Source organism: Paenarthrobacter sp. OM7 (assembly GCF_029873575.1).
GTDB lineage: Bacteria > Actinomycetota > Actinomycetes > Actinomycetales > Micrococcaceae > Arthrobacter.
On the sequence record NZ_CP123579.1, the window covers coordinates 2,730,033 to 2,752,220 of the forward strand.

The window sequence follows — 22,188 nt, forward strand, 5'->3', positions numbered from 1 at the left end:
TCGCGGACCCGCATATGCATTTTCGGCGCGCCACCCCCAGGAGTTCTGATGCCCGGTACTTCAGCCAACCGACCCCAGCGAGTCCTCAAGGGTTTCCTCGTGCCCTTGGTGATCGCCACGGTGGCGGCCCTCTTGCCCCTTACTGCGCCAGCGGCGGTGGCTGCGGGTCCTTGCGACCCTGTAGTGAACCTCGTGGCCTGTGAGAATTCCAAAACCGGCAGTCCGCCGTCGGAGTGGGACATCAATGGTGCCGGCGACGACAGCATCCAGGGCTTCTCCACCGAGATCAGTGTCAATGCCGGCCAACCCATCCGATTCAAGGTGGATACCAACGCATCGAGCTACACCATCGGGATTTACCGGACGGGCTGGTATGCGGGCAATGGCGCCCGCAAGATCGCTGACGTGACGCCATCAGTGTTTCGCCAGACCCAACCCGCATGCCGCAGCGACGTCACCACGGAGCTGTACGACTGCGGCACGTGGGCAGTATCGGCGACGTGGCAGGTCCCGGCCACCGCTGTCTCAGGGGTCTACATCGCGCTCCTCCGGCGTCCGGACACGGGCGCGAAGAGCCACATCACGTTCATCGTCCGCAATGACGGCAACCGCTCCGCCGTCGTGTTCCAGACAGCTGATCAGACATGGCAGGCCTACAACACCTACGGCGGCTCTGACTTCTACCAGGGCGCCGCGAACGGACGGTCCTACAAAGTCAGCTACAACCGGCCCATGGCAACCAGGGATGGCCCTGGCGGAAGGGACTTCTACTTTTCCAACGAATACCCCATGGTGCGTTTCCTGGAACAGAACGGTTATGACGTCAGCTATATCAGCGGCCTGGATACGCACCGCAACGGCGCCGAGCTGTTGAACCACAAGGTGTTCCTCTCGGTCGGCCACGACGAATATTGGTCGGGCCCCCAACGGGCCAACGTCACTGCCGCCAGGGACGCCGGCGTCAATCTCCAGTTCCTGTCGGGCAACGAAATGTACTGGCGCACCAGGTTTGAGCCTTCAACTGTTGACAGTGCCGCCAACCGCACCCTGACTTGCTACAAGGAAACCTGGGGAAACGCCAAGATCGACCCCAGCACGGAGTGGACAGGCACATGGCGTGACCCGCGCTTCGCTTCCCAAGCCAACGGCGGAGGCCTGCCCGAAAATGCCGTAACCGGGACAATCTATATGTCCAATCACTCGGACCTGCCGGTGACCGTCAAAGCGGACGAGGGCAAGACCAGGCTATGGCGGAACACCACCTTGGCATCGATGCCCGCAGGTTCCTCGACAGCACTTGCACCCCACACTGTCGGCTACGAATCCAATGAGGACCTGGACAACGGGTTCCGGCCTGCGGGACTCATCAGGCTCTCCACCACCGTGGGAAACGTGCCGGAATATCTGCAGGACTTCGGCAACACCGTAGCTCCCGGCACCACCACCCACAACGTAACCCTTTACCGCGCACCCAGTGGCGCGTTGGTCTTTTCAGCAGGCAGCGTCCAGTGGACCTGGGGCCTGGACCAGGAGCACGACGGCGACGGCGCACCCGCCGATGCCCGCATGCGGCAGGCGCAGGTCAACATCCTCGCCGACATGGGTGCGCAACCCGCCACTCGCGCGGCAGGACTGGTTGCCGCAGTTGCCAGCACCGATACCACCAAGCCCACCGCCGCCATCTCCGCACCAGCCAATGGAGCTACCGTGGCGCACGGCAGCTCGGTCACCGTGACGGGCACTGCCACGGATGTGGGTGGCGTTGTGGCCGGCGTCGAAGTGTCCACCGACGGTGGAACCACCTGGCACCCCGCCACGGGAAAGCAGAGCTGGACCTATACGTACATCCAGAAGGGCCTCGCTACGGCCACCATCCAGGCGCGGGCCATCGACGACAGCGCCAACATCGGTGCCGCCGTCACCAGGAACCTGTCCCTCAGCGGACCGTACAGCGTTTTCGGCCAAACAGTACCTGCCGTCAAAGACTCAGGTGACGGTGGAGCCTACGAAATGGGTCTCCGGTTCACCCCCTCTATAGACGGCTTCATCACCGGCGTCCGCTTCTACAAGAGCACCGCCAACACCGGCACGCACACCGGCTCGTTGTGGAGCGCGACCGGCGAGCGCCTGGCGACGACCACGTTCACCAATGAAACTGCGTCCGGCTGGCAAACTGCCCTGTTCAGCCAGGCCGTGCCTGTTGCGGCCGGCCAGAAATATACGGTGTCTTATTGGGCACCTAATGGCCACTACGCCACCAAGGACCATCAATGGGCGAGTTTCGGTTCCACCGACGCGCCTTTGAAGGTTGCGGGTGGTTTCGGGGCTGAACCGGCGGGCGTCTACAGCACCTCGCCAGGATTCCCCACCACCAGCTTCAACGGTGGCAACTACTTCGCGGACGCGCTCTTCAGCACGGTAGACAGCTCCCCCATGACCGTCTCGGGCCACACGCCCATTCCGTCGTCGTCGAGCGTGTCCGTGAATACCAAAGTAAGTGCCGTCTTCTCCAAGCCGGTCACTGCGGCAAGCGTCCAGCTGACGTTGCAGTCGCCGTCGGGACCTGTGGCAGGCACTACGGCGTACGACGCCGCAACGCGGCGGGCCACTTTCACGCCGTCGAGCGCTCTGGCGTTCAGCACCCAATTCACGGCGACGTTGTCCGGCACCGATTCAATCGGCGGTCCGGTCACGGCCGGTGGCACCTGGTCCTTCACCACTGCAGCCACGATGCCTGTTCCGGGCGCCTGCCCCTGCAGCCTCTTCGATGACTCCGTCACACCCGGGATCGCCGAGCTGCGTGAAGGCGTGCCGGTGACCCTCGGAGTGAGGTTCTCCAGTGTTTCAGCGGGTGAGGTATTGGGTATCCGCTTCTACAAGTCAGCTGGTAACACAGGTGCCCACAATGGAGCCTTGTACACGGCCGCAGGACAGCAGTTGGCCACGGTGGCATTCACCAACGAAAGTGCCTCAGGATGGCAGACCGCCATGTTCAGCCAGCCTGTCCAGATGGCCGCGAACACAGAGTACATCGTGTCCTACAAGTCGCTGACCGGTACCTACTCGGCCACCACCAACGGCTTCGGGTCAGGGCTCAGTGTTGGTCCGCTGCGGGCGGCATCGGATGCCGGGGCGTACACCTACAGCGGCGACTTTGCCGCCTCGCGATCGACCACCAGCTACTTGGTGGACGTCGTGGTGACGGTACCGAATCCGCCATTCACGGTCGGCTCACACTTGCCCCTGCCAAACGCTTCGAGTGTTCCACTGAACACCGCAGTCAGTGCCGTGCTGTCCGAGGCTGCGGTGGCGTCCAGCGTCAGCATGGCAGTCAAGGTGACGGGTGGCGCCGCAGTTGCCGGCGCGACGACCTATGACTCAGCTACCCGTAAAGTCACGTTCACCCCCACCGCTGCCTTGACCGCAGGGACCTCCTACACGGCCACCGTGACGGCAACGTCCGTCTCCGGGCAACCGATGTCTGCTGGTGGAACGTGGACCTTCACCACAGTTCCAGCACCGCGTACTCCCGGCGTCTGCCCGTGCACGCTGTACCAGGACACAGTGACACCTGCAACACCCAACGCCGATGACGGAGTTTCGTTGTCCCTCGGCGTCAGGTTCGCCAGCGACACTGCGGGCCAGATCACCGGAGTGCGCTTCTACAAGGCGGCCGGCAACACGGGAACCCACACTGGTTCGCTCTACACGGCCACGGGACAACTCCTGGCCACGGTCACCTTCACCAATGAGTCGAGTACCGGCTGGCAAACGGCAACATTCAGCCAACCGGTGACCATTACGGCCGATACTGAGTACGTGGCGGCGTACAAGGCCCCCACCGGCAAGTACTCCTATACCGCCGGCGGATTCGGTGAAGGGTTCACCAGCGGGCCACTGCGTACGGCGGCTGACTCGGGAGCTTTCGGATACAACAGTGACTTCCCGGGTTCCTCCTCTACCGCCAGTTACCTGGTGGATGTGGTGTTCGCCACCGCCGCGCAGCCCCTGACGATCTCCGAACAGGTACCGGCTCCCGGGGCAACGGGCATTCCAACGGATGTGAAGCCTTCCATCACCTTCTCCTCCGCCATCCGCCCGGGGGCGTCGTTCACCCTGACAGCGAGCGGCAACCCGGTGGCCGGTACAGCTGCCCTCTCTGCGGACAGCCGGACCGTCACGTTCACCCCCACCGCGGCGCTGCCCAACAGCACCGTGATCTCGGCCAGCGTCAGTAATGTCGTCTCCCAACAGGGGCAGTCGTTCCCGACTACCAACTGGCAATTCACCACTGCGGCGCCCACCGTCCAGGTGTCCACGATCTTTGGATCGCTGACGCCCCAGATAGTTTCCGCGTCCGACTTCATGCCTGTGGAACTTGGTACTGCTTTCAGTGTTTCGCAGGCAGGGAACGTGACGGGCATACGTTTCTACAAGGGGGCCGGCAACACCGGAACCCACGTGGGTTCGTTGTGGAACTCGGCAGGTACGCGCCTGGCGCAGGTGACCTTCACCAATGAGACCGCCACGGGCTGGCAAACTGCCACCCTCTCCGCACCAGTCGCGTTGGTGACAGGCCAAACCTACGTGGTGTCCTACAGGGCACCCAATGGCCGCTACTCCTACACCTCAGGGTTCTTCAACCAGACCTACACCAGCGGGGTGTTCACCGCCAGTGGCCCGAACAACGGCCGCTACCGGTATGGATCCGGTGGCGTCACGCCGGCCAACTCCTGGAACGCGACCAACTACTTTGTCGATGTGGTGTACTCCTTCGCCACCCCGGCGCAGCAGCAGGCTGCACCCGCTCCGTCGCCCACAGCTACTCAGACGGCCTCGCCCACACCGTCACCCACGGCAACGGCGACGGCTACTGCTTCCCCGGGCCCCTCGCCCAGTCCGACTCCCAGTCCAACCCAGTCGGGTGGGTTGCTCTGCGGGCTGCTGGGTACATGCTGAGGGTCTGCTGACACACCGCTTCCGCTGGCGTCCGACCCCTGAACTCCGGGTCGGGCGACAGCGGAGCTATGCCAGGGGCACTTTCACGGCCGCTTCCCTTAGCGCGTCCTCTTCAGCGGGCTCGTTGTGGCGGGAGCACCTGCATCATGGCCCCTCGCCGCGGCTGCTTCAGCGGACGACGCTTGGCGACCACGCGTGGGCGATGAACAGGCTGGGCTGTGAGCCCGGTTCGGTGCCAAGCTGCCAAATGTTGCTGTCGCCCTCCACTGCATCATCTGCCAAGCCATAGAGCAGGTTCCGGTCATCCAGCCATTCGATCTGGTCATCCACGCTGCGCTTTTCCGCAAGAACCGTTTCCCGACCTGACGCGAGGTCAAGGACGGCGACCTTCCAATGGGCCACCAGCCCTCCGCCGTCGTTCTTCTTGTAAGCGATCCGAGTACCGTCAGGAGAAATCGACGGGCACTCCACATGGTCGTGAATGGCGGTGAGGGTTTTCGCGGACAGGCTCCCCCGGACCAGCCAGATACGGCCCGACGACGCCGCTGTGGCGTAGAAGACATCACTCTGTCCTGGCGCGAAGGTCACTCCCCAGATGTTCCTGTCCGTGGCAACCAGGCGCTCACCGTTAACCATCAACGCGAAGTCCTCAAGGTTTCCGGACGTACCCCCGGGCAAACTGATTTCAGTGGCTGTGGAAAATCCCGAAGCAGCGTAGGAGTGACCCGTGACAAAGACGGTAGTAGCGATCATGGAGCCGTCAGCGCTGACCCGGGTCCTGCTCGGAATGCCCGGGAGGGGCCATGAACGCTGGATCTGCCAGTCGCGGTTCATGACTGCTGCTTCGAAGGCGGTCACCAGCCCGCGGTTCGTCTTCAAGCACACTACAGTTTCGGCCGTTCCATGGACGCGGTCGCACTCTTGTTCACTCACCGCCCGGGTACCGCCCGGAGCGGACAGGGGCACAGTTGCCGCGTTGCCATAGCCCTGGCCCGACGCCGTGTTCCGGAAAAGGACAAAAGGGGCAGCCGGAAGCGGCTGGCCAGCAGTGATACCTACGGACGAAGCCGCGGTCCTGCTCTCTTCGAACCGCTGGTAGGCGCCCACCGCATAGATTCCGGCCGCTGCCAGCACGAGTGCTGTCACGGCGAGGAGAACACCCCACCGCGCCTTGCTGCCGGTCAGTGTCCCACTCATGCCCCGCTGCCCGTGTCCTGTTGTGCGGCTGGCCTGGCACTTCGCAGGATCACGATGACAGCCACCACTGCACAGGCCAGGAGTCCGCTGGCCACCACCATCGCCGTCGACGCTCCCACGGCATACCAGAGCACGCCAAAGCCCGCGGAGGCGGTCATCCGGCTCAACGCCACCACCGTTTGGGCTGAAGCAATTCCTGTAGCAAGCTTCCCCGCCGGCGTGAGTTGGCTGGCCAAGGCGGCCAGGACGCCATCGGTTGCGGCGTAAAACGCTCCCAGGAGGACCAGGCACCCCACCGTGCCCCACAATCCACCGAAAGGCGCCGCAGCGAGAAGGTATGTTGCCAGCAAGGCGATATGCCCGCCCACAAAAACCGGAATTTTGCCCACCCTGTCAGCCAGCCGCCCCAGCGGAATTGCGAGGGCAAGGAACACCACATTGGTCCCGACGAACAACAACGGGAACCACTGGACGGCGAACGAGTCCCTGGCCTGCAGAACCAGGTAGATGAAGCCATCTCCGATGGTCACCACACCCAGAAGGCCTGCGGCGATCAGCAGCTTGCCCAGCCCCGGTTCCTTCAAATGGCTCCACGAAAAGGCAAAGAGCCGCCGGTCCTCCCGTCCCTCAGTGCTCTTCAGGCCGTGGGCGCGGATATCCGGCACAACCAGTGCCAGGACGGCGACTCCGATCACCGCGAAGGCAAGAGACACCACAAAGACGGTGCTGAATCCGTTGGGAATCATCAACAGGACAAGGAAAGCGATCAACGGCCCGGCCGCAGCCCCTATATTGTCCAGCATTCTGTGAACGCCAAAGGACCGCGCCAAATGTTCTGGCTGGGCGGAGACCGAGATCAGTGCGTCCCTTGGCGCAGTGCGAATTCCCTTGCCGATTCTGTCGCCGGTCACAATGGCCGCAATCGCCCAGAAACCACCGGCAAAGAGGAAACCGATTCTGGCAAGCATGGAAAGGCCATAACCGGCCAGCGCTATCCGTTTGGGGTGCCCGCTGCGGTCGGCTGCCCACCCGGCCGCAATCCTGACGATTGCACTGGCGCCTTGGTTGATGCCGTCGATGAAGCCAAACGCGATAGTGGACAGCCCTAAAAACCCCGTCACGTACAAGGGAAGGATTGCCGTGACCGACTCGGAAGAAACGTCCGTCACCATGCTCACGATGCCCAACCAGAGGATGACCGGGGACAAACGGAACGGCACCTCCGCCGCCAGTGCCGTTGCGTTGTTCCGTGACTTGTCCCGTTTACCGCCGCTGTGGTCTGAAAGCGAAATGTACATCGATTCCCTACTCCGCCCTCGTGTGCAGGCTGCCCAGCAGCTGGAAGCGCGAGTTGCCGGTTCCCGTGGTGGCCACTGAAACCGTTACCGTGTCAGCGCCCCGCACAAAGCGTGCCGCTACCGCACCGTCCGGGGCCGGCGCGTCCTCGGTCCAAAAGCCGTGTGACACCAACGATTGGCGGAAGAAGTCCAGGACCTCAGCCCTCGGCTTGGCAACAATGCCATCCGCTGCCAGCTGGAGGATGTCACCGGACGTGGAAACCGAGGTGGACCCAATCGTGGTCCCGGCCGGCAGCGACAGGACGCCGTCGGGCCAGCCGTCCACCAGCTCGCCCGACGCACTGCCGGGCTCCGGAAGTGCACCAGTGATGAGCGGTGCCGGCGCGGAAGGTTCAGGTAAACCTGTTGGCGTGGCAGTGACGGGAGGCAGGACTTCGAGGGGCCTGGCCGTAGATGGCCCGGCATTGCCTTCTGCTCCACTTGTCCCGTTGCCGCTGCCCTCGGTAGCTGTGCCCCCGGTTGCGCTGTTCGCAGCGTCAGGAGCCGGACTGCCGGATGTCGGCGCGGTCGCGCCGGTGGAACCGGCGCCTGCGGCAGGGGTGGAACTGGACGACGGCGGAGCTTGCGCGGACGTGGCTCCCTGCCTGGCCATCTGGTCGAATACTACGGCCACGGCGGCAATGAGCACAGCAAGGCAGATACCTGCTATGACCAGCCGCCGCGCCATCATGGCGTACCCGGACCGGATGGGCCGCGGAAGCGGCAGTTGGATCCTGCATCAAGAACGGCTGCGGGTAGAAGTGACGCCACCCGGATTGAGGTGGCGTTGATCCTTGCGATGGCGATTCGAAGCGCCAAGCTGTTCATGGGGACAGTCTGCCATTGTGATCCGGATTCCGGAACAGTTTTGGCCCTACCAACGTCCGTTCCGTGGCCGGGGTTGGCATACGGGACACGTATAGGAGGAACGGTTCATGAACTGTTCCCTTTTCATGACACTGTGAAGGCCGATCGCCTCGCACCGGCTGCACAGTTCGCCGGCACGCCCGTACGCATTGAGGGACCGTGCAAAGTAGCCGGAGTCGCCGTTGACGTTCACGTAGAGGGAGTCGAAGCTGGTTCCGCCAGCGGCCAATGCGGCGTTCATGACGTCCTTGACCGCTTCAACCAGTTTCCCGGCATCCGCACGGCGCATGGTGTCCGTAGCCCTGGCGTAGTGGAGGCGGGCGCGCCATAAGGCTTCGTCCGCGTAGATATTGCCGATGCCGGAGATGACTGACTGATCCAGCAGCGCCCTCTTGATGCCGGTCTTCCGGCTCTTGATCCTTCGGTAGAACGCGTCGAAGGAAAAATAAGGATCCAAGGGATCCCGGGCAATGTGGGCGGCTTCCGCCGCGATCTCCGGCAGTGGTGTTTCGCCCAAGCCTCCGGGGCCGCCGTCCGGCGTCGGTACCAAGGACGTCACGAACAGTCCGCCGAAAATTCTTTGGTCCACGAACCGCAGCTGTTCCGGCATGCCGTCCGCCGGGCTGAGCTTGATCCTGACTTTGAGGTGTTTTTCATCCGGAACATCCGGGTCCTGCATCAGCAGTTGGCCGCTCATTCCCAGATGGGCCATCAGAGCCACCGCAGGGAGGCTTTCAGCTGCACCTGGGTCGGTGTGGGGCAAGCCCGGCATGGCAAGGGGCATCCAGAGGAATTTGCCTCTCCGCACCACATCCAGCACCGTGGCGTGTTCCAGGTTCCCGATGAAGTCCTCCGCTCCGAGGGCATGCCGTCGGATGGACCGCGGATCAAGGACATCGACGCCGGTCACGGAACGGCCGCGGACCCAGCGCGCCAGGCCGCGGCGTACTACCTCTACTTCGGGAAGCTCAGGCATCGGGGCTCAGGCGGATGCAGGACCGGCAGCAGTCGGATCCAAGGCAGTCAAAGCACGCCAGGCGTCGGCGGCGGCTTCCTGTTCCGCTTCCTTCTTGGAATGACCCGAGCCCCGTCCGTAGGGGGTTCCGCCGATGTTCAGCACGGCTTCAAAAGTACGGGCATGGTCAGGTCCGGAACCTTCCACGGCATAGTGGATGGCGCCCAGCTGCCGGCTGGCAGTCAGTTCCTGGATGCTGGTCTTCCAGTCAGTTCCAGCACCAAGGGCTCCGGCGTCCTTCAGGAGCGGACCCACCAGCCGCATCACTAATTGGCGGGCAGTCTCCATGTCGTTGGACAGATAGGTGGCGCCAATCAAGGCTTCCATGGTGTCGGCCAGAATGGAGGCCTTGTTCTTACCGTCAGTCAGCTTCTCGCCTTGCCCGAGGTAGATGAACTCGCCAACGCCAATTGCCCGGCCGATCCCGGCCAAGGCGCGCGTACTGACGACGGCGGAGCGGCGTTTTGCAAGTTCGCCTTCAGGCAGGGTGGGGTTCTCACGGTACAGAGAGTCAGTAACCGAGAATCCCAGGATGGAGTCGCCGAGGAACTCGAGGCGCTCGTTGGTGGGAATCCCGCCGTTCTCATACGCGTATGAGCGATGTGTCAGAGCAAGACGAAGCGTCTCGGTGTCAATCGAGACACCGAGACGCTTCAGAAGCTCTTCAGTTGAAGACATCCTTAGTCAGCCTGTACGGCAGATTAGGCGTCTGCGACCTTGCGGCCCTTGTATTCAAGGAACAGCGCGGTGCCGGCAGAGTCAGTAACGACCTTTGCCTGGTGCGGCAGGCTGTAGGTAACCTGACCGTTTTCGATGGTCTTGACCAAGTTGGGGGCAGTTGCCTTCCACTGGGCACGGCGGGCGCGTGTATTTGCGCGAGACATTTTCCGCTTGGGAACAGCCACGGCTATCTCATTTCTCTCTTAGACGAACACTTACTAATCGGTTTGCCGGTCAGTCTTAGCCAGATCAGCTAGGGCAGCCCAGCGAGGGTCAATGACCTCGTGGTGGTGCCCCGGCTCGTCTTCCAGGCGCGCTCCGCATTCGGAGCACAGACCCTGGCAGTCTTCCCGGCACACCGGCTGGAACGGCAGCATAGTGACAACTGCGTCCCGCAACACCGGCTCAAGATCGATCAGATCGTACTCGACTCGACGTTGCTCTTCATCGTCTTCTCCGCCCGAAAGCTCTACGCCTTCATAGAAGAAAAGTTCTTGCACATTGACTTCAAGGTCATACGCAAGGGGATCCAGGCATCGGCCACACTCGCCGGTTACATCGACGATTACGGTGCCGGATACCAGAATTCCTTCGTGTACGGCCTCAAGGCGAAGATCCAACTCGATATCCGAGCCTTCCTTCACGCCAATGAGCGCCACACCAAGGTCACTTGGCGCAGGTACATGCTCGTTGAGTGTCCGCATGGTCCCTGGACTGCGTCCAAGGTCCTTGACTACCAGCGCCAAGGGCGAACTTGCATCTCGCTTAATGAGAACTCCTGTAGAACATATGACCGACGTACCATCTTAGCCTGATCACGCTTGAGGACTCAAACTGACGCCGGGCGCGCATAAATGCGCGGTGGTTTCAGCTTGGGGCACTCCGCATAAGGGCGCGAGGTACCCATCAAGCCTACCCCTTGCGCGGGTGTTCCGTTGCAGGCTCGCCAGCGAGGAGACGTTTCAGTACTGACTTGGGCACGAAATCCGAGATGTCCCCTCCCAAAACGTTCACCTCTTTGATGAGTGTCGAAGACAAGTGAACATAGTGCGCTTCAGCAGGAAGGAACACAGTTTCCACACCGGCCAGCTGACGGTTCATGGTGGCCATGGGCAGTTCGTAGTCAAAATCGGACGATGAGCGGAGGCCCTTGACGATGGCCGATACGCCCCGGTGGCGGCAGTACTCAGCCAACAGTCCTTCGCCCATGGGCTCCACGATGATTCCGCGAAGGGACGCCAGCGTTTCGCGTGCCATTTCCATGCGGTCTTCCAGGCTGAACCTGTACTTTTTGGCGTAGTTGGTGGACACGGCCACAATGACTTCGTCAAAGAGGCCGGCCGCCCGGGCAATGACTTCGAGATGTCCGTTGTGGATGGGGTCAAAGGATCCAGGGCATACCGCTCGTCTCATGAGACGAACCTACCCCATAGCTTCGCCGGGATACCATGGCAGACATGGCATCCGCAGGCAGCAGCCCCTCCCTCGACACGAGCGCCGGCACCACCCCCGGTACCAGAACAGCACCTTGGCAGCGGGCCGCAACCGGAGCCAATCTACTCTCACCCGAAGGAGGGCTGGGAGTGACCATCTTCGAGGAGATGACCACACTTGCTCTCTCCACTGGAGCCATCAACCTTGGCCAGGGTTTTCCTGACGAAGACGGGCCCGATGAGATCAAAGCAGCAGCCCAAACCGCCATAGCCTCCGGGGCCAACCAATACGCACCCGGCAAAGGCCTTCCCGTTCTAAGGGAAGCGATCACGGCACACCAACAGCGGTTTTACGGCCTGGCCCCTGACCCTGACACCGAGGTCCTTGTCACCACCGGAGCAACGGAGGCGATCGCGGCAACACTGCTCGCCTTCACCCAGCCAGGTGATGAAGTCCTGACCTTCGAGCCCTTCTACGACTCCTACGGTGCCATCATTGGCATGGCAGGTGCCACGCACGTCACCGCTCCCCTGCTGGCACCGGACTTCCTCCCGGACCTTTCGGCCCTTGAAGGCGTCTTCAGTCACCGGACCCGCATTGTCCTCCTCAATAATCCGCACAACCCGACGGGCGCTGTCTTCCCCCACCATGTCCTGGCGAAGATCGTGGAACTGGCTGCCAGATACGATGCCATCATTGTCAGCGACGAAGTCTACGAGCATTTGACCTTTGGCGTGGACCACATCCCCATCACTTCCCTCCCAGGAGCAGCGGACCGGACCCTCACCGTATCCTCGGCCGGCAAGACCTTTTCCTTTACCGGCTGGAAAATCGGCTGGCTCAGCGGTCCTGAACATTTGGTTTCTGCTGTGCGCACAGTGAAACAGTTCCTGACCTACAGTTCGGGGACACCCTTTCAGGGAGCCATTGCAGTCGGCCTCGGCCTTCCCGACGGGTTCTACACCGGCATTGCCAGTACGCTCCAGCACAAACGCGACATCCTGGCAGAAGGGCTGCGTGCGGCAGGGTTCGGGGTATACATCCCCAGCGGCACCTACTTCATCAATGTGGACACCGCCCCCTTGGGTATCCGCGATTCCGTGGACCTTGCGCGGCGCCTGCCGGGACTGGTGGGAGTGGCCGCAATCCCGGTTCCTGTCTTCTGCCATCCAGAGGGGGCAGCGCGCACCCGCAGCCTGCTGCGCTTCGCTTTCTGCAAAAAGACATCCGTCCTGGAAGAAGCAGCCGAACGCCTCGCCTCGCTCAAGGACCGGCTCTGAATACCACCGGCTCCGGACACCACGTCGCCTCGCGCTACCTCCGGACCACGGGGCAGCACGCCACCATTGACGCGGATACCCTCATTGAGGGCAGCTTCATCCTCAGCATCGGCGGGGCCGAGCAATCGCACGTCAACCTCGCGGATCCGCGGGAGATATTTTATGAGTACCTGCGCAGGATCGGTCATGTAGTGGATTTGGCTGCGGCGCCCGGGGCACCCATCCGCGCACTGCATCTGGGTGCAGGGGCGTTGACCCTTGCCCGCTACATCCAGGCCACCCGCCCTGGTTCGGCACAGTATGCCGTTGAACTGGAACGCGAACTCCTGGACTTCGTGCTCCACAAACTGCCCATGCCCGACGGCACCACGCTGACTACCCACATTGGCGACGCGCGCGACGCGTTGGCGGAGCTTGACGCCGCGGTGACATTCGACGTCGTGATTCTTGATATCTTCTCCGGACCAGAGGCCCCGGCACACATCGCGTGCAGGGAATTCTACGAGGAAGCTGCCGCACGGCTGGGTCCTGACGGGGTCTTGATCGTCAACGTGGGAGACGAACCCGCCCTGACCTTGGTGCGGAGCCAGGTGACGGCCCTGCGTGAGGCCATGCAGGATGTTGCCGCCGTCGCAGAAACCGGCATGTTTGAGGGCCGTTACCCCGGCAACATCATTCTTGTGGGCACACGCAGACGGTGGACGCCGGAGTGGACGGTGGAGTTGCTGGCCCGCGGCCCGCATCCTGCCGCTGTGCTCACCGGGATGGACCTGGACCGGATTGCCGGCTGAGATCCCAGCCCCGACCCGCTAGGCCGGTTCGGCGAACCATAGCTTGGTTTCGCCGTACTTCTTGTCGGCGAAGCACTCCATGGTCTCAGGCCATGCCGGTTCCGGGCTCCGCGAACTTCGCTCGACAACCACCACGGCGCCCTCATCCAAGTGCGGCGCGAGTTTTGCCAACACCTCGCTCAAGGCCGGTTCGTCCAAGGGGTACGGCGGATCGAGGAAGACCAAATCCCACAACCCGCCCGCATGTGCCCGTTCCAGGAACGATTCCACCTTGGAACGGTGGACCGAGACCTTCTTGCCGCCCAGGAGCTGGTTCACCAAGTCCGCATTGCGCTGGCAGACGTCGCTCGCCTTGGCGTCGAACTCCACCAGGTCCACGCTGCGGGCTCCCCGGCTGGCGCTCTCAATGCCCAGGGCTCCCGAACCAGCGTAAAGGTCAAGGACACGGGCATCGGCGATGACCGCCAAGGATTCCAGGCGGGAAAAGAGAGCTTCCTTGACTCGGTCGGTCGTAGGCCGCGTGGCGGTTCCGGGGACGCTGGCCAGCGGGTTCCCGCCACCGACTCCTGCAATGATCCGGCTCACAGGAATGCTCCTTGTGCTGACGCGCCTTGGGGGCCGCCACTTCTTGGTTTTTTAACCGCGCTCAAGGAACGCCTCCTTTTCAGGGTTCAAGTATTCGTCGATGGCTGCGGCAAGCCCCGGCTGGTGCTGGAGGGTGGGGTCCTCTGCAACAAAGCCCTGGGCGTCCGTGCGTGCGCGGGCAATGATGTCCTCATGCTCCAGGACACGGAGCAGCTTCAGCGTGGAGCGCCCACCGGATTGCGAAGCTCCCAGGATGTCGCCTTCGCGGCGGAGCTTCAAGTCTTCCTGCGACAGTTCAAAACCGTCTGTGGTTGATGCAACCGCCTCAAGCCGCCGGCGACTCGGATGCCCGGGTTCCAAGGTGGTCACCAGCAGGCAAGTGCCAGGCAAGCCGCCACGTCCTACACGCCCGCGAAGCTGGTGAAGTTGGGAAATTCCGAAGCGGTCCGCGTCCAGGATCACCATCAGGGTGGCGTTGTGGACATCCACACCCACCTCAATGACGGTGGTGGAAACGAGCACTTTGACCTGGTTGGCGGCAAAGGATGCCATGGTCTCGGACTTCAGTTGCGGGTCCTGCCGACCGTGGAGCGGTGCCACAGGGACACCGGCCAAGGCCGGTTCCTGCAGAAGGCTCTCGACGACGGCTGTCACCGATGCGAGCTCCCGCGCTGATCCTTCCTCCGCGAGCTCGGCGTCGCTGGGTTCGACCTCTCCCGGACTGAAATCGCCGTCGTCGTCCGTTCCAATCTTGGGGCACACCACGTACACTTGGTGGCCCGACTCAACCTCTTCACGCGACCGTTTCCAAATACGATCCACCCAGCCGGGGTTCTCCACCAGTCCCACCACATGCGTGGTGATAGGGGCCCTGCCAGCGGGAAGCTCATCCAGGATGGAGGTCTCAAGGTCTCCGAAAACCGTCATCGCCACGGTGCGGGGAATGGGCGTTGCCGTCATGACCAGCAAGTGGGGCGGCCGCTGCGCTTTGGCCCGAAGGGCGTCCCGTTGCTCTACGCCGAAACGGTGTTGCTCGTCCACCACAATCAAGCCGAGGTCCTGGAAGCTGGTCTTGTCACTCAGCAAGGCGTGGGTGCCAATAACGATTCCGGCATTGCCCGAGGCTGCGTCCAACATGGCCTGTTTGCGTGCCGCCGTCGGCATGGAGCCCGTCAGCAGCGTCACGTGGACGGACTCCTGCGCCGGGTCCCCGCCAAGCATCCCCGCGCCACCGAAGACATCGTCTCGTGCCAACGATCCCAACGTCCGGCGGATCGAGTGGAAGTGCTGTGCCGCCAACACTTCCGTGGGTGCCAACAGCGCAGCCTGGCCGCCGGCATCCACCACCTGCAACATGGCCCTGAGGGCAACAACGGTTTTTCCGGAACCCACTTCGCCTTGCAACAGCCGGTTCATCGGCGCATCCCGCGCCAGTTCTTCAGCAAGCGTCTTTCCGACGGCGGACTGGCCGGCAGTCAGCGTAAAGGGCAGGTTCCGGTCAAAGCTGCTGAGCAATCCGTCGGCGCGGGGCCTGCGTGCGGTGGCTTCCTCGGCTGCAAGTTGGGCGCGCCGGCGCGCGAGGGCCGTCTGCAGGACCAATGCTTCCTGGTACCGGAACCGCTCCTGCGCCCGTTGCCAGTCCTTGGCGGTCTCCGGCGAATGGATCAAGCGGTAGGCCTCAGCCACGCTGAGCAGCCCGTCCCTGCGAACGATGCTCGCCGGAAGGGGGTCTTCCAAGGCGTCAAGGTCCATTGTCTGGAGCAAGGCCGTAATCACTTTGTGGATGGACCAACTGGTCAGCTTGGCGGTTGCCGGGTAAACCGGGATGGGCATCGCGGCAAGCTTTTCGGGGTCCATGGAACCTTCGGCTTCCGGGTCCTCGTCCAGCAGCAGGAAGTCGGGGTTGGTCAGGCCAAGTGAGCCACCATAGCGGGTGACCTTGCCGGAGAACATGGCCCGCCGGCCTGCCTGTAGTTCCGCTTTGGCCCTGAAACCGTTGAAGAAGCTGACTTTCAACGTGCCCGGAGCGCCGCTTCCACCGGCTTCGTCCGTCACCACAACATCAGTAATGGAGCCACGGCGGGCCCGCATCTGGCGCGTACTGTTGGACAGGACCCGGGCAATCAGGGTGACTTCCTCATCCAGCGGAAGGTTGCTGATGGGGGTCAGCTCGCCACGGCTGAGATACCTGCGCGGGAAATAGTTCAGCAGGGCACCTGTGGATTTGAGTCCCAGGTGCTTGTCGATGACTGCCGCGGACCGCTTGCCGATTCTGCGCTCGAGGGGTAGTTCCAGCTCAGTCATCATGCCGTGGCTGGCCTGTAATGCTGGGTTCCTGTGATGTTGGAACCTGTCCATCCCCGCTGGGCAGTGCCAATTGGCTGACGGCGATGTCCGTGGGCTCGCCCAGTGACCGAATCAGGGCCACTGCCGGCTCGGGATCTGGAACGTGAACGTGCACCCTCCACCGATAGCTTGCTTCAACCGTGGATTCCTCGTCCTCATCATCCTGGCTCCGGGCACCGCCAACCTGGCTCATGATGACCGAATCACCCATCTCATCCAGGCGCTGCCTCAGGATGGCTGCATTCAAGGGGGAAAGGTTGATGGTGCACATGACTTCCACGCCGTCGTCGGCCGGCATCCGCTCATGAATGTGGGGGTCCTGCAGCTTATAGCCGTGAAGCCCGTCCAGGAGTTCGTCCTGGAGTTCTTCGCCCAGGACTGCAGAACGCAGGCAGTCCAAAATCAGCAGCATGCCAACACCCCCGGCGTCCACCACGTGGGCTTCCTGAAGTTGTGCGAGCTCGCCTTCGGTTCGGACAACTGCCTGGTAGGCGGCTTCCACGGTGGCGTCAAGAGCGAGGGCAAGGGCGTGGTTGCTGTCGTCGGAGTTTTGGGAAGCATCCACGGCCTGCGCAGCGTCCGAAGCAGCTTCCAGGACCGACAGCATGGTTCCGGCTACCGGCTCACTCAATGCGGACCATGCCCGGATCTGTGCCCTGTTCAGCGCTGTGGCGAGCAACGGTGCACTCAGCCGCGATTTACCGCCCAACGGTTCAGCAGCGGCACAGAGGAAGACAGCGAACAGCGTGCCCGAATTCCCCCGTGCCTGCTCCATGGCGGCTTGGCCGGCGCGCGACAAGACTGCGCCGACGTCGTTACCCGCTTCGGTGCTGTCCGGGGCTGCCCCGTCAAGGGCGGACACTGCTGCGCGAACCGTGAGGTACAGGTTGGTGCCGGTATCGCCGTCGGCCACGGGGAAGATGTTGATCGCATTAAGGCGATCACTGTGGTTGCCGAGGACCACCTCCGCCTTGCCGAGCCAACGTTTCATGGCGTGCGCATTCGCGGCGATCTTAGTCTGCAAAGTGATCCCATCCAACGGTGTCAGCAGCTTGCCCGGCGATCCGGACGCCGCTGCCTGGCGGCTCGACAACGGCTTGAACTGAGCCTATCGCAGTGAACCCCCGCGGCAGCTGAATTCCTGCTGGGAAGGTGGCAAGCAATCCGTGGTCCTCTCCCCCGCCCAGAACCCAGGGCATCGGGTCGCGGCCCAGGAGTACTGCAGCCGGTTCCAGCGGCAGCGCCTGGGTCTTCAAGGCCACGGGATCAAAATCCAGGGCAACATTGCTGGCTGCAGCGAGCCTGCTCCCGTCCCGTAGCAGGCCGTCCGAAATATCCATCATGGCGGTTGCACCGGCGCGTGCCGCCAAGGGTCCTGCTGCCAAAGGAGGCTGGGGACGGCATTGGCTCTCCACCAAACCCCGTTGTTCTGTGTCCAGGCTGCCTATGGGAAAATTGCTTTCCAGCAGTGCCCAACCGGCTGCGGCCCTGCCCAAGGTCCCTGCAACAGCCACGACGTCCCCGGGTTTGGCTCCGGACCGCAGCACAGGCGCCACGCCACCGAGGGTTCCGACGACGGCCACCGTCACCGCCAGCTCGCGGCCCCTTCCGAGGTCTCCGCCGGCAACAGAACAATCAGGGGCGCCCAGGCCAATGATTGCGGCAGTGAGGCCATCGGCGAATGACTCGACCCATTCGACGGGAGTGTCCGGCGGCATGGTCAGGCTCACGACAAGGGAGGTGGCGCTGCCGCCCATGGCATTGATGTCGCTCAGGTTTTGCGCCGCAGCCTTCCAGCCGACGTCATATCCGGTGGTCCGGTATCCGTTGTTCCACTCCAACCTGAAGTCCTGGTCCTGGGTCTGGGTGTCTATGGAAATCAGGGCACGGCCATCCGGTGCAGCGATCAGGGCAGCATCATCTCCCGGTCCCAGCAGGATGCCGGGGCTGTGGTTCAGGCGCGGAAAGATCCTGGCAAGGAGCTCGGATTCCGAAAGGTCTTGGACGGTTATTTGTTCTGCGGGCACGGCTCTACGCTATCGCGATCCACTGACACAATAGTGCCGTGCACGTGTTGCCAAGCACGTGGGTGAATGTGACCGGGGTTACGTGGATCTGCCCGGCAGCCCTCGCGGGATAGGCTGGATGGATGCACCGAAAGACCCTCCGCCGGACATCCCTGGCCGTATCCACAGCCGCTGTGGCCGTCCTCGCTTTGTCGGCTTGTTCCCCTGCCGTTGACGTCACGGCCGCCACCGACGCCGCCAATCCTGCCTGCGCCCCGATGATGGTTGCCCTACCCGACCGGATCGGCGACGCCGCACTCCGCAAGACCAACAGCCAGGCCACGGCAGCGTGGGGCGATCCGTCCCAGGTCATCCTCCGGTGCGGTGTAAATGTTCCCGGACCCACCACAGACCGCTGCGTGAGCGTCAATGACATCGATTGGGTCATCAAAGAAGGCGATCCCGTATACACCCTGACCACGTTTGGCCGCGAACCGGCCACCGAGATCCTGATTGATCCGGTCAAATTGGAAGCAGCGAACATCAGCTCCGCAACCGTGCTCACTGAACTCGCGGCCGCGGTGGGCAAGATCAAGGCAACCGGCAAGTGCGTGGGCCAGGAAGACCTGCAGAACCTGCCGGCCGGCAAGTAGTACCGGCCGGACACGGTCAGCAGGCCACGGGTCAGCGCAGGCCGGTCTTACGGGTCAGCGCCAGATGAATCAGTTCGTCGATCAACTCGCCATAGGCCAGACCTGACGCCGCCCACATTTGCGGGTACATGCTCTTGGGCGTGAAACCCGGCATAGTGTTGATCTCATTGATGATCAGCTCCCCGCCAGGGGTATAGAAAAAGTCCACGCGGCTGAGGCCTTCGGCTCCCACAGCATCAAAAGCCACAGCGGCCAGTTCGCGCACGCGGCTGATGGCTTCGTCCGGCATGTCGGCCGGGCAGCTCAGAGCGGCCGCACCGTCTTCGACGTACTTGGCAGCGAAGTCATAGAACTGGTGCTCCCCCGCTGCCACCGCAATTTCACCGGGCATGGACGTTCGGGGCGCGTCGGTGCCCCGCCCCTGGAGGACGGCACATTCAATCTCGCGTCCCACGATCCCGGCCTCGATCACCAGCTTCAGGTCATGCCGGCGGGCTTCTTCGATGGCGGCGTCCAGGCCCTCCAGGGAATCCACTTTCGAGATTCCCATGGACGAACCGGCGCGGGCAGGCTTGACGAATACGGGGAACCCGAGCTTGTCGACGCGCTTCCGGACAGCCTCGGCGTCGGTCAGCCACTGGCGGTCCGTCACTGCAATGTACGGTCCAACGCTCAACCCCGCGGACTCGAACACCACTTTCATGTAGTGCTTGTCCATCCCCACGGCGGAGGCCAGAACTCCGGCGCCAACGTAACGTGTGTCGGAGAGTTCCAGGAGGCCCTGGATGGTTCCGTCCTCGCCCCACGGCCCGTGAAGCAGCGGGAACACTACGTCCACGGAGCCCAGCTCCTGTGGCACGGCATTGGGCTGGGTCACGATCAGCTGGTGCTCACCGCCCACTTCGGCCAACGTCACTGTCTTTCCCGACGGCGCCACCTCAGGAAGCGCTGCGGAACTCAAGGACCACTGACTGGTGTCGCCCGAGGCCAGGACCCACTGTCCTGATTTGGCGATGCCGATGGGAATGACCTCGTACTTGCTCTTATCGATGGCCCCCATGACGCCCGCCGCGGTGACGCAGCTGACGGCATGTTCGCTGGAGCGCCCGCCAAAGAGAACCGCTACGCGGGGGCGGCCGGTCGCAGGGGTGGAGTGATCTGTCACCATCAGTAGTCGCCTTCGGACTTCAGTGCCCGGGCCAGCAAACGTGGTCCCAGGTCATCAACGGACATTCTGCCTTCAAGCACCGCTACCACGGCTGCCGTAATGGGCATTTCAACGTTCAACTTGCCGGCAAGCTCGTGCACGGCAGGGCCGGACTTGATGCCTTCGGCGGTCTGCGTCATCTGTTCTGCGACCTGTTCCAGGCTGAGTCCTTCTCCGAGCAACCGGCCGGCAGTGTGATTGCGCGACAACGCCGATGAACAGGTAGCCACAAGGTCGCCCAAGCCGGCCAGGCCGGCCATAGTGTGGGCTTCACCGCCGAGCGCCAGGGCGAGGCGGGAGGTCTCTGCGAGTCCCCGGGTGATCACCGACGCCTTGGTGTTGTCGCCCATCTGCCGGCCTTCGCAGATGCCCACGGCAAGGGCAATGACGTTCTTGACGATTCCGCCGATCTCAACACCAACAACGTCCGTACTGGTGTACGGCCGGAAGTACGGCGCGGTGCAGGACAACGCGATCGCTGCGGCGGTATCAGCGTCGCTGCAGGCAACCACGGACGCAGTCGGTTGCTCCCTGGCGATTTCCATCGCCAGGTTGGGACCGGAAACCACTGCTACACGGGACGCGGTAAGCCCCAGTTCCTGCGCAATGACCTCGCTCATCCGCGCATCAGTCCCCAACTCCAGGCCCTTCATCAGGGATACCACCACGGCATCGGGGGCCAGCAATGGCTTCCACTCGCCCAGTTGCGGACGCAAGGATTGGGCCGGAACGGCGAGGATCACCAGCGTGGCGTCCTTCAGCACCTCCGCCACGTCCGTGGACGCAGTGATGGTCGCGGGAAGCTCAATGTCTTTCAGGTACTGGGCATTGCGATGCAGCGAATTGATCTGCTCCACCACTTCGGGACGGCGGCCCCAGATCCGGATGCTGCGTTCAGCGCCGGCAGCCTCAGCGGCGTCTGCGAGGATTTTGGCAAACGTGGTGCCCCACGATCCGGCACCCAAAACCGCCACGATGTCCGGTGCGTGGACGTGGCTCTGGAGAATGGTCACTTACCGTCCTCCGGTTCCGGCGCCTCGGAGGATCCGCGCTCAACGAAACGTCCGTGCTTTGACTGTTTGTGAACAGCCGGATCCCAGCGTTCGGCGGGAGCGGGCTCGTTGCGCAGTGTGGCCAGCAGGGCGGTGATGGCGTCCATGATGACCTCGGTTGCCTCAGTCAGCGTGGCGCGGTCCATGGGCCGGTCCGCGAAGGCACTGAGGTCCACCGGTTTCCCGACAAGGACCCGAACCGTTTTGCGCGGGAAAAGGTGGAACCGCTTGGCATAGCGCGGGAAGACATCCTGCGCACCCCAGTGCGCCATGGGCACGACGGGCGCACCGGTCTGCAGGGCAAGCCGGGCGGCCCCTGTATGCCCTTTCATGGGCCAAAGGTCGGGATCGCGGGTCAGGGTGCCTTCGGGATAGATAATGATGGCACCGCCGGCATCCACCACCTCTTTGGCGACCTGCAGCGAGTGGTTCGCTCCCGCCGTCGAGCGTTCAACGGGTATCTGTTTGGTGGCGTTCAGCAAGGCCCCGAGCACGGGCACCTTGAAGAGGCCCTTCTTCGCCAGGAAGTGCGGCGGACGCTGCTGGTTGTAGACCAGGTGCCCGATCACGATGGGGTCGATCTCGGTGCAGTGGTTTGGCGCCGCAATGAAACCGCCGGACGGAAGGTTCTCAACACCTTCCCACTTTTTGGCCATCAGGAGGTTCATCAATGGGCGTGCGATGCCCGCCAGCAGCACGAACGTGGCACGGCTCTTGGCCGATTCCTTCAAGGGATCCC

General features: G+C 63.0%; 19 protein-coding genes. 4 read left to right on the forward strand and 15 right to left on the reverse strand.

All coding sequences use genetic code 11. The features are described 5' to 3' along the window. The first annotated feature begins 48 nt into the window (after positions 1 to 48). Positions 49 to 4,959 carry a DUF4082 domain-containing protein gene (locus tag QEH68_RS12610; protein WP_280623022.1) on the forward strand — a complete coding sequence of 1,637 codons (4,911 nt, stop codon included), beginning with the start codon at positions 49 to 51 and terminating at the stop codon, positions 4,957 to 4,959. Positions 4,960 to 5,127: 168 nt separating this feature from the next. Here the strand turns inward: QEH68_RS12610 and QEH68_RS12615 are convergent, their stop codons facing one another. The 8 genes from QEH68_RS12615 to coaD form a co-directional block, all read right to left on the reverse strand. Beyond that, entirely contained in the window at positions 5,128 to 6,156 is a 1,029-nt protein-coding gene (locus QEH68_RS12615; RefSeq protein WP_280623023.1) for a hypothetical protein, read from the reverse strand. Then, entirely contained in the window at positions 6,153 to 7,376 is a 1,224-nt protein-coding gene (locus tag QEH68_RS12620) for an MFS transporter (protein ID WP_280628008.1), read from the reverse strand. Before QEH68_RS12620 ends, QEH68_RS12615 begins: the two co-directional genes overlap by 4 nt. Before the next feature lie 85 nt (positions 7,377 to 7,461). Then, on the reverse strand, positions 7,462 to 8,184 hold the full coding sequence (locus QEH68_RS12625; protein ID WP_280623024.1) for a hypothetical protein: 723 nt from the start codon (positions 8,182 to 8,184) through the stop codon (positions 7,462 to 7,464). 183 nt (positions 8,185 to 8,367) lie between these two features. Further along, complete coding sequence (gene mutM / locus QEH68_RS12630) at positions 8,368 to 9,336, reverse strand: bifunctional DNA-formamidopyrimidine glycosylase/DNA-(apurinic or apyrimidinic site) lyase (protein WP_207593811.1); 969 nt, start codon at positions 9,334 to 9,336, stop codon at positions 8,368 to 8,370. 6 nt (positions 9,337 to 9,342) lie between these two features. Further along, positions 9,343 to 10,053 (reverse strand): ribonuclease III, encoded by a 711-nt coding sequence (gene rnc / locus QEH68_RS12635; protein ID WP_089595441.1) that lies wholly within the window; start codon positions 10,051 to 10,053, stop codon positions 9,343 to 9,345. Between the two features lie 23 nt (positions 10,054 to 10,076). Next, positions 10,077 to 10,280, reverse strand: coding sequence for a 50S ribosomal protein L32 (gene rpmF, locus QEH68_RS12640; RefSeq protein ID WP_011775139.1), 204 nt, complete (start codon positions 10,278 to 10,280; stop codon positions 10,077 to 10,079). 33 nt (positions 10,281 to 10,313) lie between these two features. Then, positions 10,314 to 10,841, reverse strand: a complete 528-nt coding sequence (locus QEH68_RS12645) for a DUF177 domain-containing protein (RefSeq protein WP_089595442.1) — start codon at positions 10,839 to 10,841, stop codon at positions 10,314 to 10,316. A gap of 166 nt (positions 10,842 to 11,007) precedes the next feature. Further along, positions 11,008 to 11,508, reverse strand: coding sequence for a pantetheine-phosphate adenylyltransferase (gene coaD / locus QEH68_RS12650; protein WP_026540246.1), 501 nt, complete (start codon positions 11,506 to 11,508; stop codon positions 11,008 to 11,010). A gap of 35 nt (positions 11,509 to 11,543) precedes the next feature. Between coaD and QEH68_RS12655 the strand changes: the two genes are divergently transcribed. Together QEH68_RS12655 and QEH68_RS12660 are read left to right on the forward strand one after the other, a co-directional pair. After that, positions 11,544 to 12,809 carry an aminotransferase class I/II-fold pyridoxal phosphate-dependent enzyme gene (locus QEH68_RS12655; protein WP_280623025.1) on the forward strand — a complete coding sequence of 422 codons (1,266 nt, stop codon included), beginning with the start codon at positions 11,544 to 11,546 and terminating at the stop codon, positions 12,807 to 12,809. Continuing rightward, positions 12,806 to 13,600 (forward strand): fused MFS/spermidine synthase, encoded by a 795-nt coding sequence (locus QEH68_RS12660; protein WP_280628009.1) that lies wholly within the window; start codon positions 12,806 to 12,808, stop codon positions 13,598 to 13,600. Before QEH68_RS12655 ends, QEH68_RS12660 begins: the two co-directional genes overlap by 4 nt. An 18-nt stretch (positions 13,601 to 13,618) precedes the next feature. On the opposite strand, the gene rsmD is transcribed toward QEH68_RS12660, so the two are convergent. Genes rsmD through QEH68_RS12680 form a run of 4 tightly spaced genes read right to left on the reverse strand, consistent with a single transcriptional unit; the run spans position 13,619 to position 18,558 of the window. Continuing rightward, entirely contained in the window at positions 13,619 to 14,185 is a 567-nt protein-coding gene (rsmD, locus tag QEH68_RS12665) for a 16S rRNA (guanine(966)-N(2))-methyltransferase RsmD (RefSeq protein ID WP_207593813.1), read from the reverse strand. Positions 14,186 to 14,236: 51 nt separating this feature from the next. Beyond that, the gene (locus tag QEH68_RS12670; RefSeq protein ID WP_280623026.1) at positions 14,237 to 16,492 is read right to left on the reverse strand and encodes an ATP-dependent DNA helicase RecG; all 2,256 of its coding nucleotides are present in this window, start codon (positions 16,490 to 16,492) and stop codon (positions 14,237 to 14,239) included. Continuing rightward, positions 16,482 to 17,522 carry a DAK2 domain-containing protein gene (locus QEH68_RS12675; RefSeq protein WP_280623027.1) on the reverse strand — a complete coding sequence of 347 codons (1,041 nt, stop codon included), beginning with the start codon at positions 17,520 to 17,522 and terminating at the stop codon, positions 16,482 to 16,484. The genes QEH68_RS12670 and QEH68_RS12675 overlap by 11 nt, the downstream gene beginning before the upstream one ends. Before the next feature lie 22 nt (positions 17,523 to 17,544). Next, complete coding sequence (locus QEH68_RS12680; protein ID WP_280623028.1) at positions 17,545 to 18,558, reverse strand: thiamine-phosphate kinase; 1,014 nt, start codon at positions 18,556 to 18,558, stop codon at positions 17,545 to 17,547. 122 nt (positions 18,559 to 18,680) lie between these two features. Between QEH68_RS12680 and QEH68_RS12685 the strand changes: the two genes are divergently transcribed. Continuing rightward, a complete protein-coding gene (locus QEH68_RS12685; RefSeq protein ID WP_280623029.1) occupies positions 18,681 to 19,190 on the forward strand; it encodes a DUF3515 domain-containing protein in 510 nt (169 codons plus the stop codon). A gap of 31 nt (positions 19,191 to 19,221) precedes the next feature. On the opposite strand, the gene QEH68_RS12690 is transcribed toward QEH68_RS12685, so the two are convergent. From QEH68_RS12690 to QEH68_RS12700, 3 genes are read right to left on the reverse strand one after another with little or no spacing between them, the layout of a single operon-like run. Beyond that, positions 19,222 to 20,358, reverse strand: coding sequence for a D-alanine--D-alanine ligase family protein (locus tag QEH68_RS12690; RefSeq protein ID WP_280623030.1), 1,137 nt, complete (start codon positions 20,356 to 20,358; stop codon positions 19,222 to 19,224). Continuing rightward, entirely contained in the window at positions 20,358 to 21,410 is a 1,053-nt protein-coding gene (locus QEH68_RS12695; protein WP_207593819.1) for an NAD(P)H-dependent glycerol-3-phosphate dehydrogenase, read from the reverse strand. The genes QEH68_RS12690 and QEH68_RS12695 overlap by 1 nt, the downstream gene beginning before the upstream one ends. Further along, entirely contained in the window at positions 21,407 to 22,180 is a 774-nt protein-coding gene (locus QEH68_RS12700) for a lysophospholipid acyltransferase family protein (RefSeq protein WP_207593820.1), read from the reverse strand. Before QEH68_RS12700 ends, QEH68_RS12695 begins: the two co-directional genes overlap by 4 nt. Positions 22,181 to 22,188 lie beyond the last annotated feature (8 nt).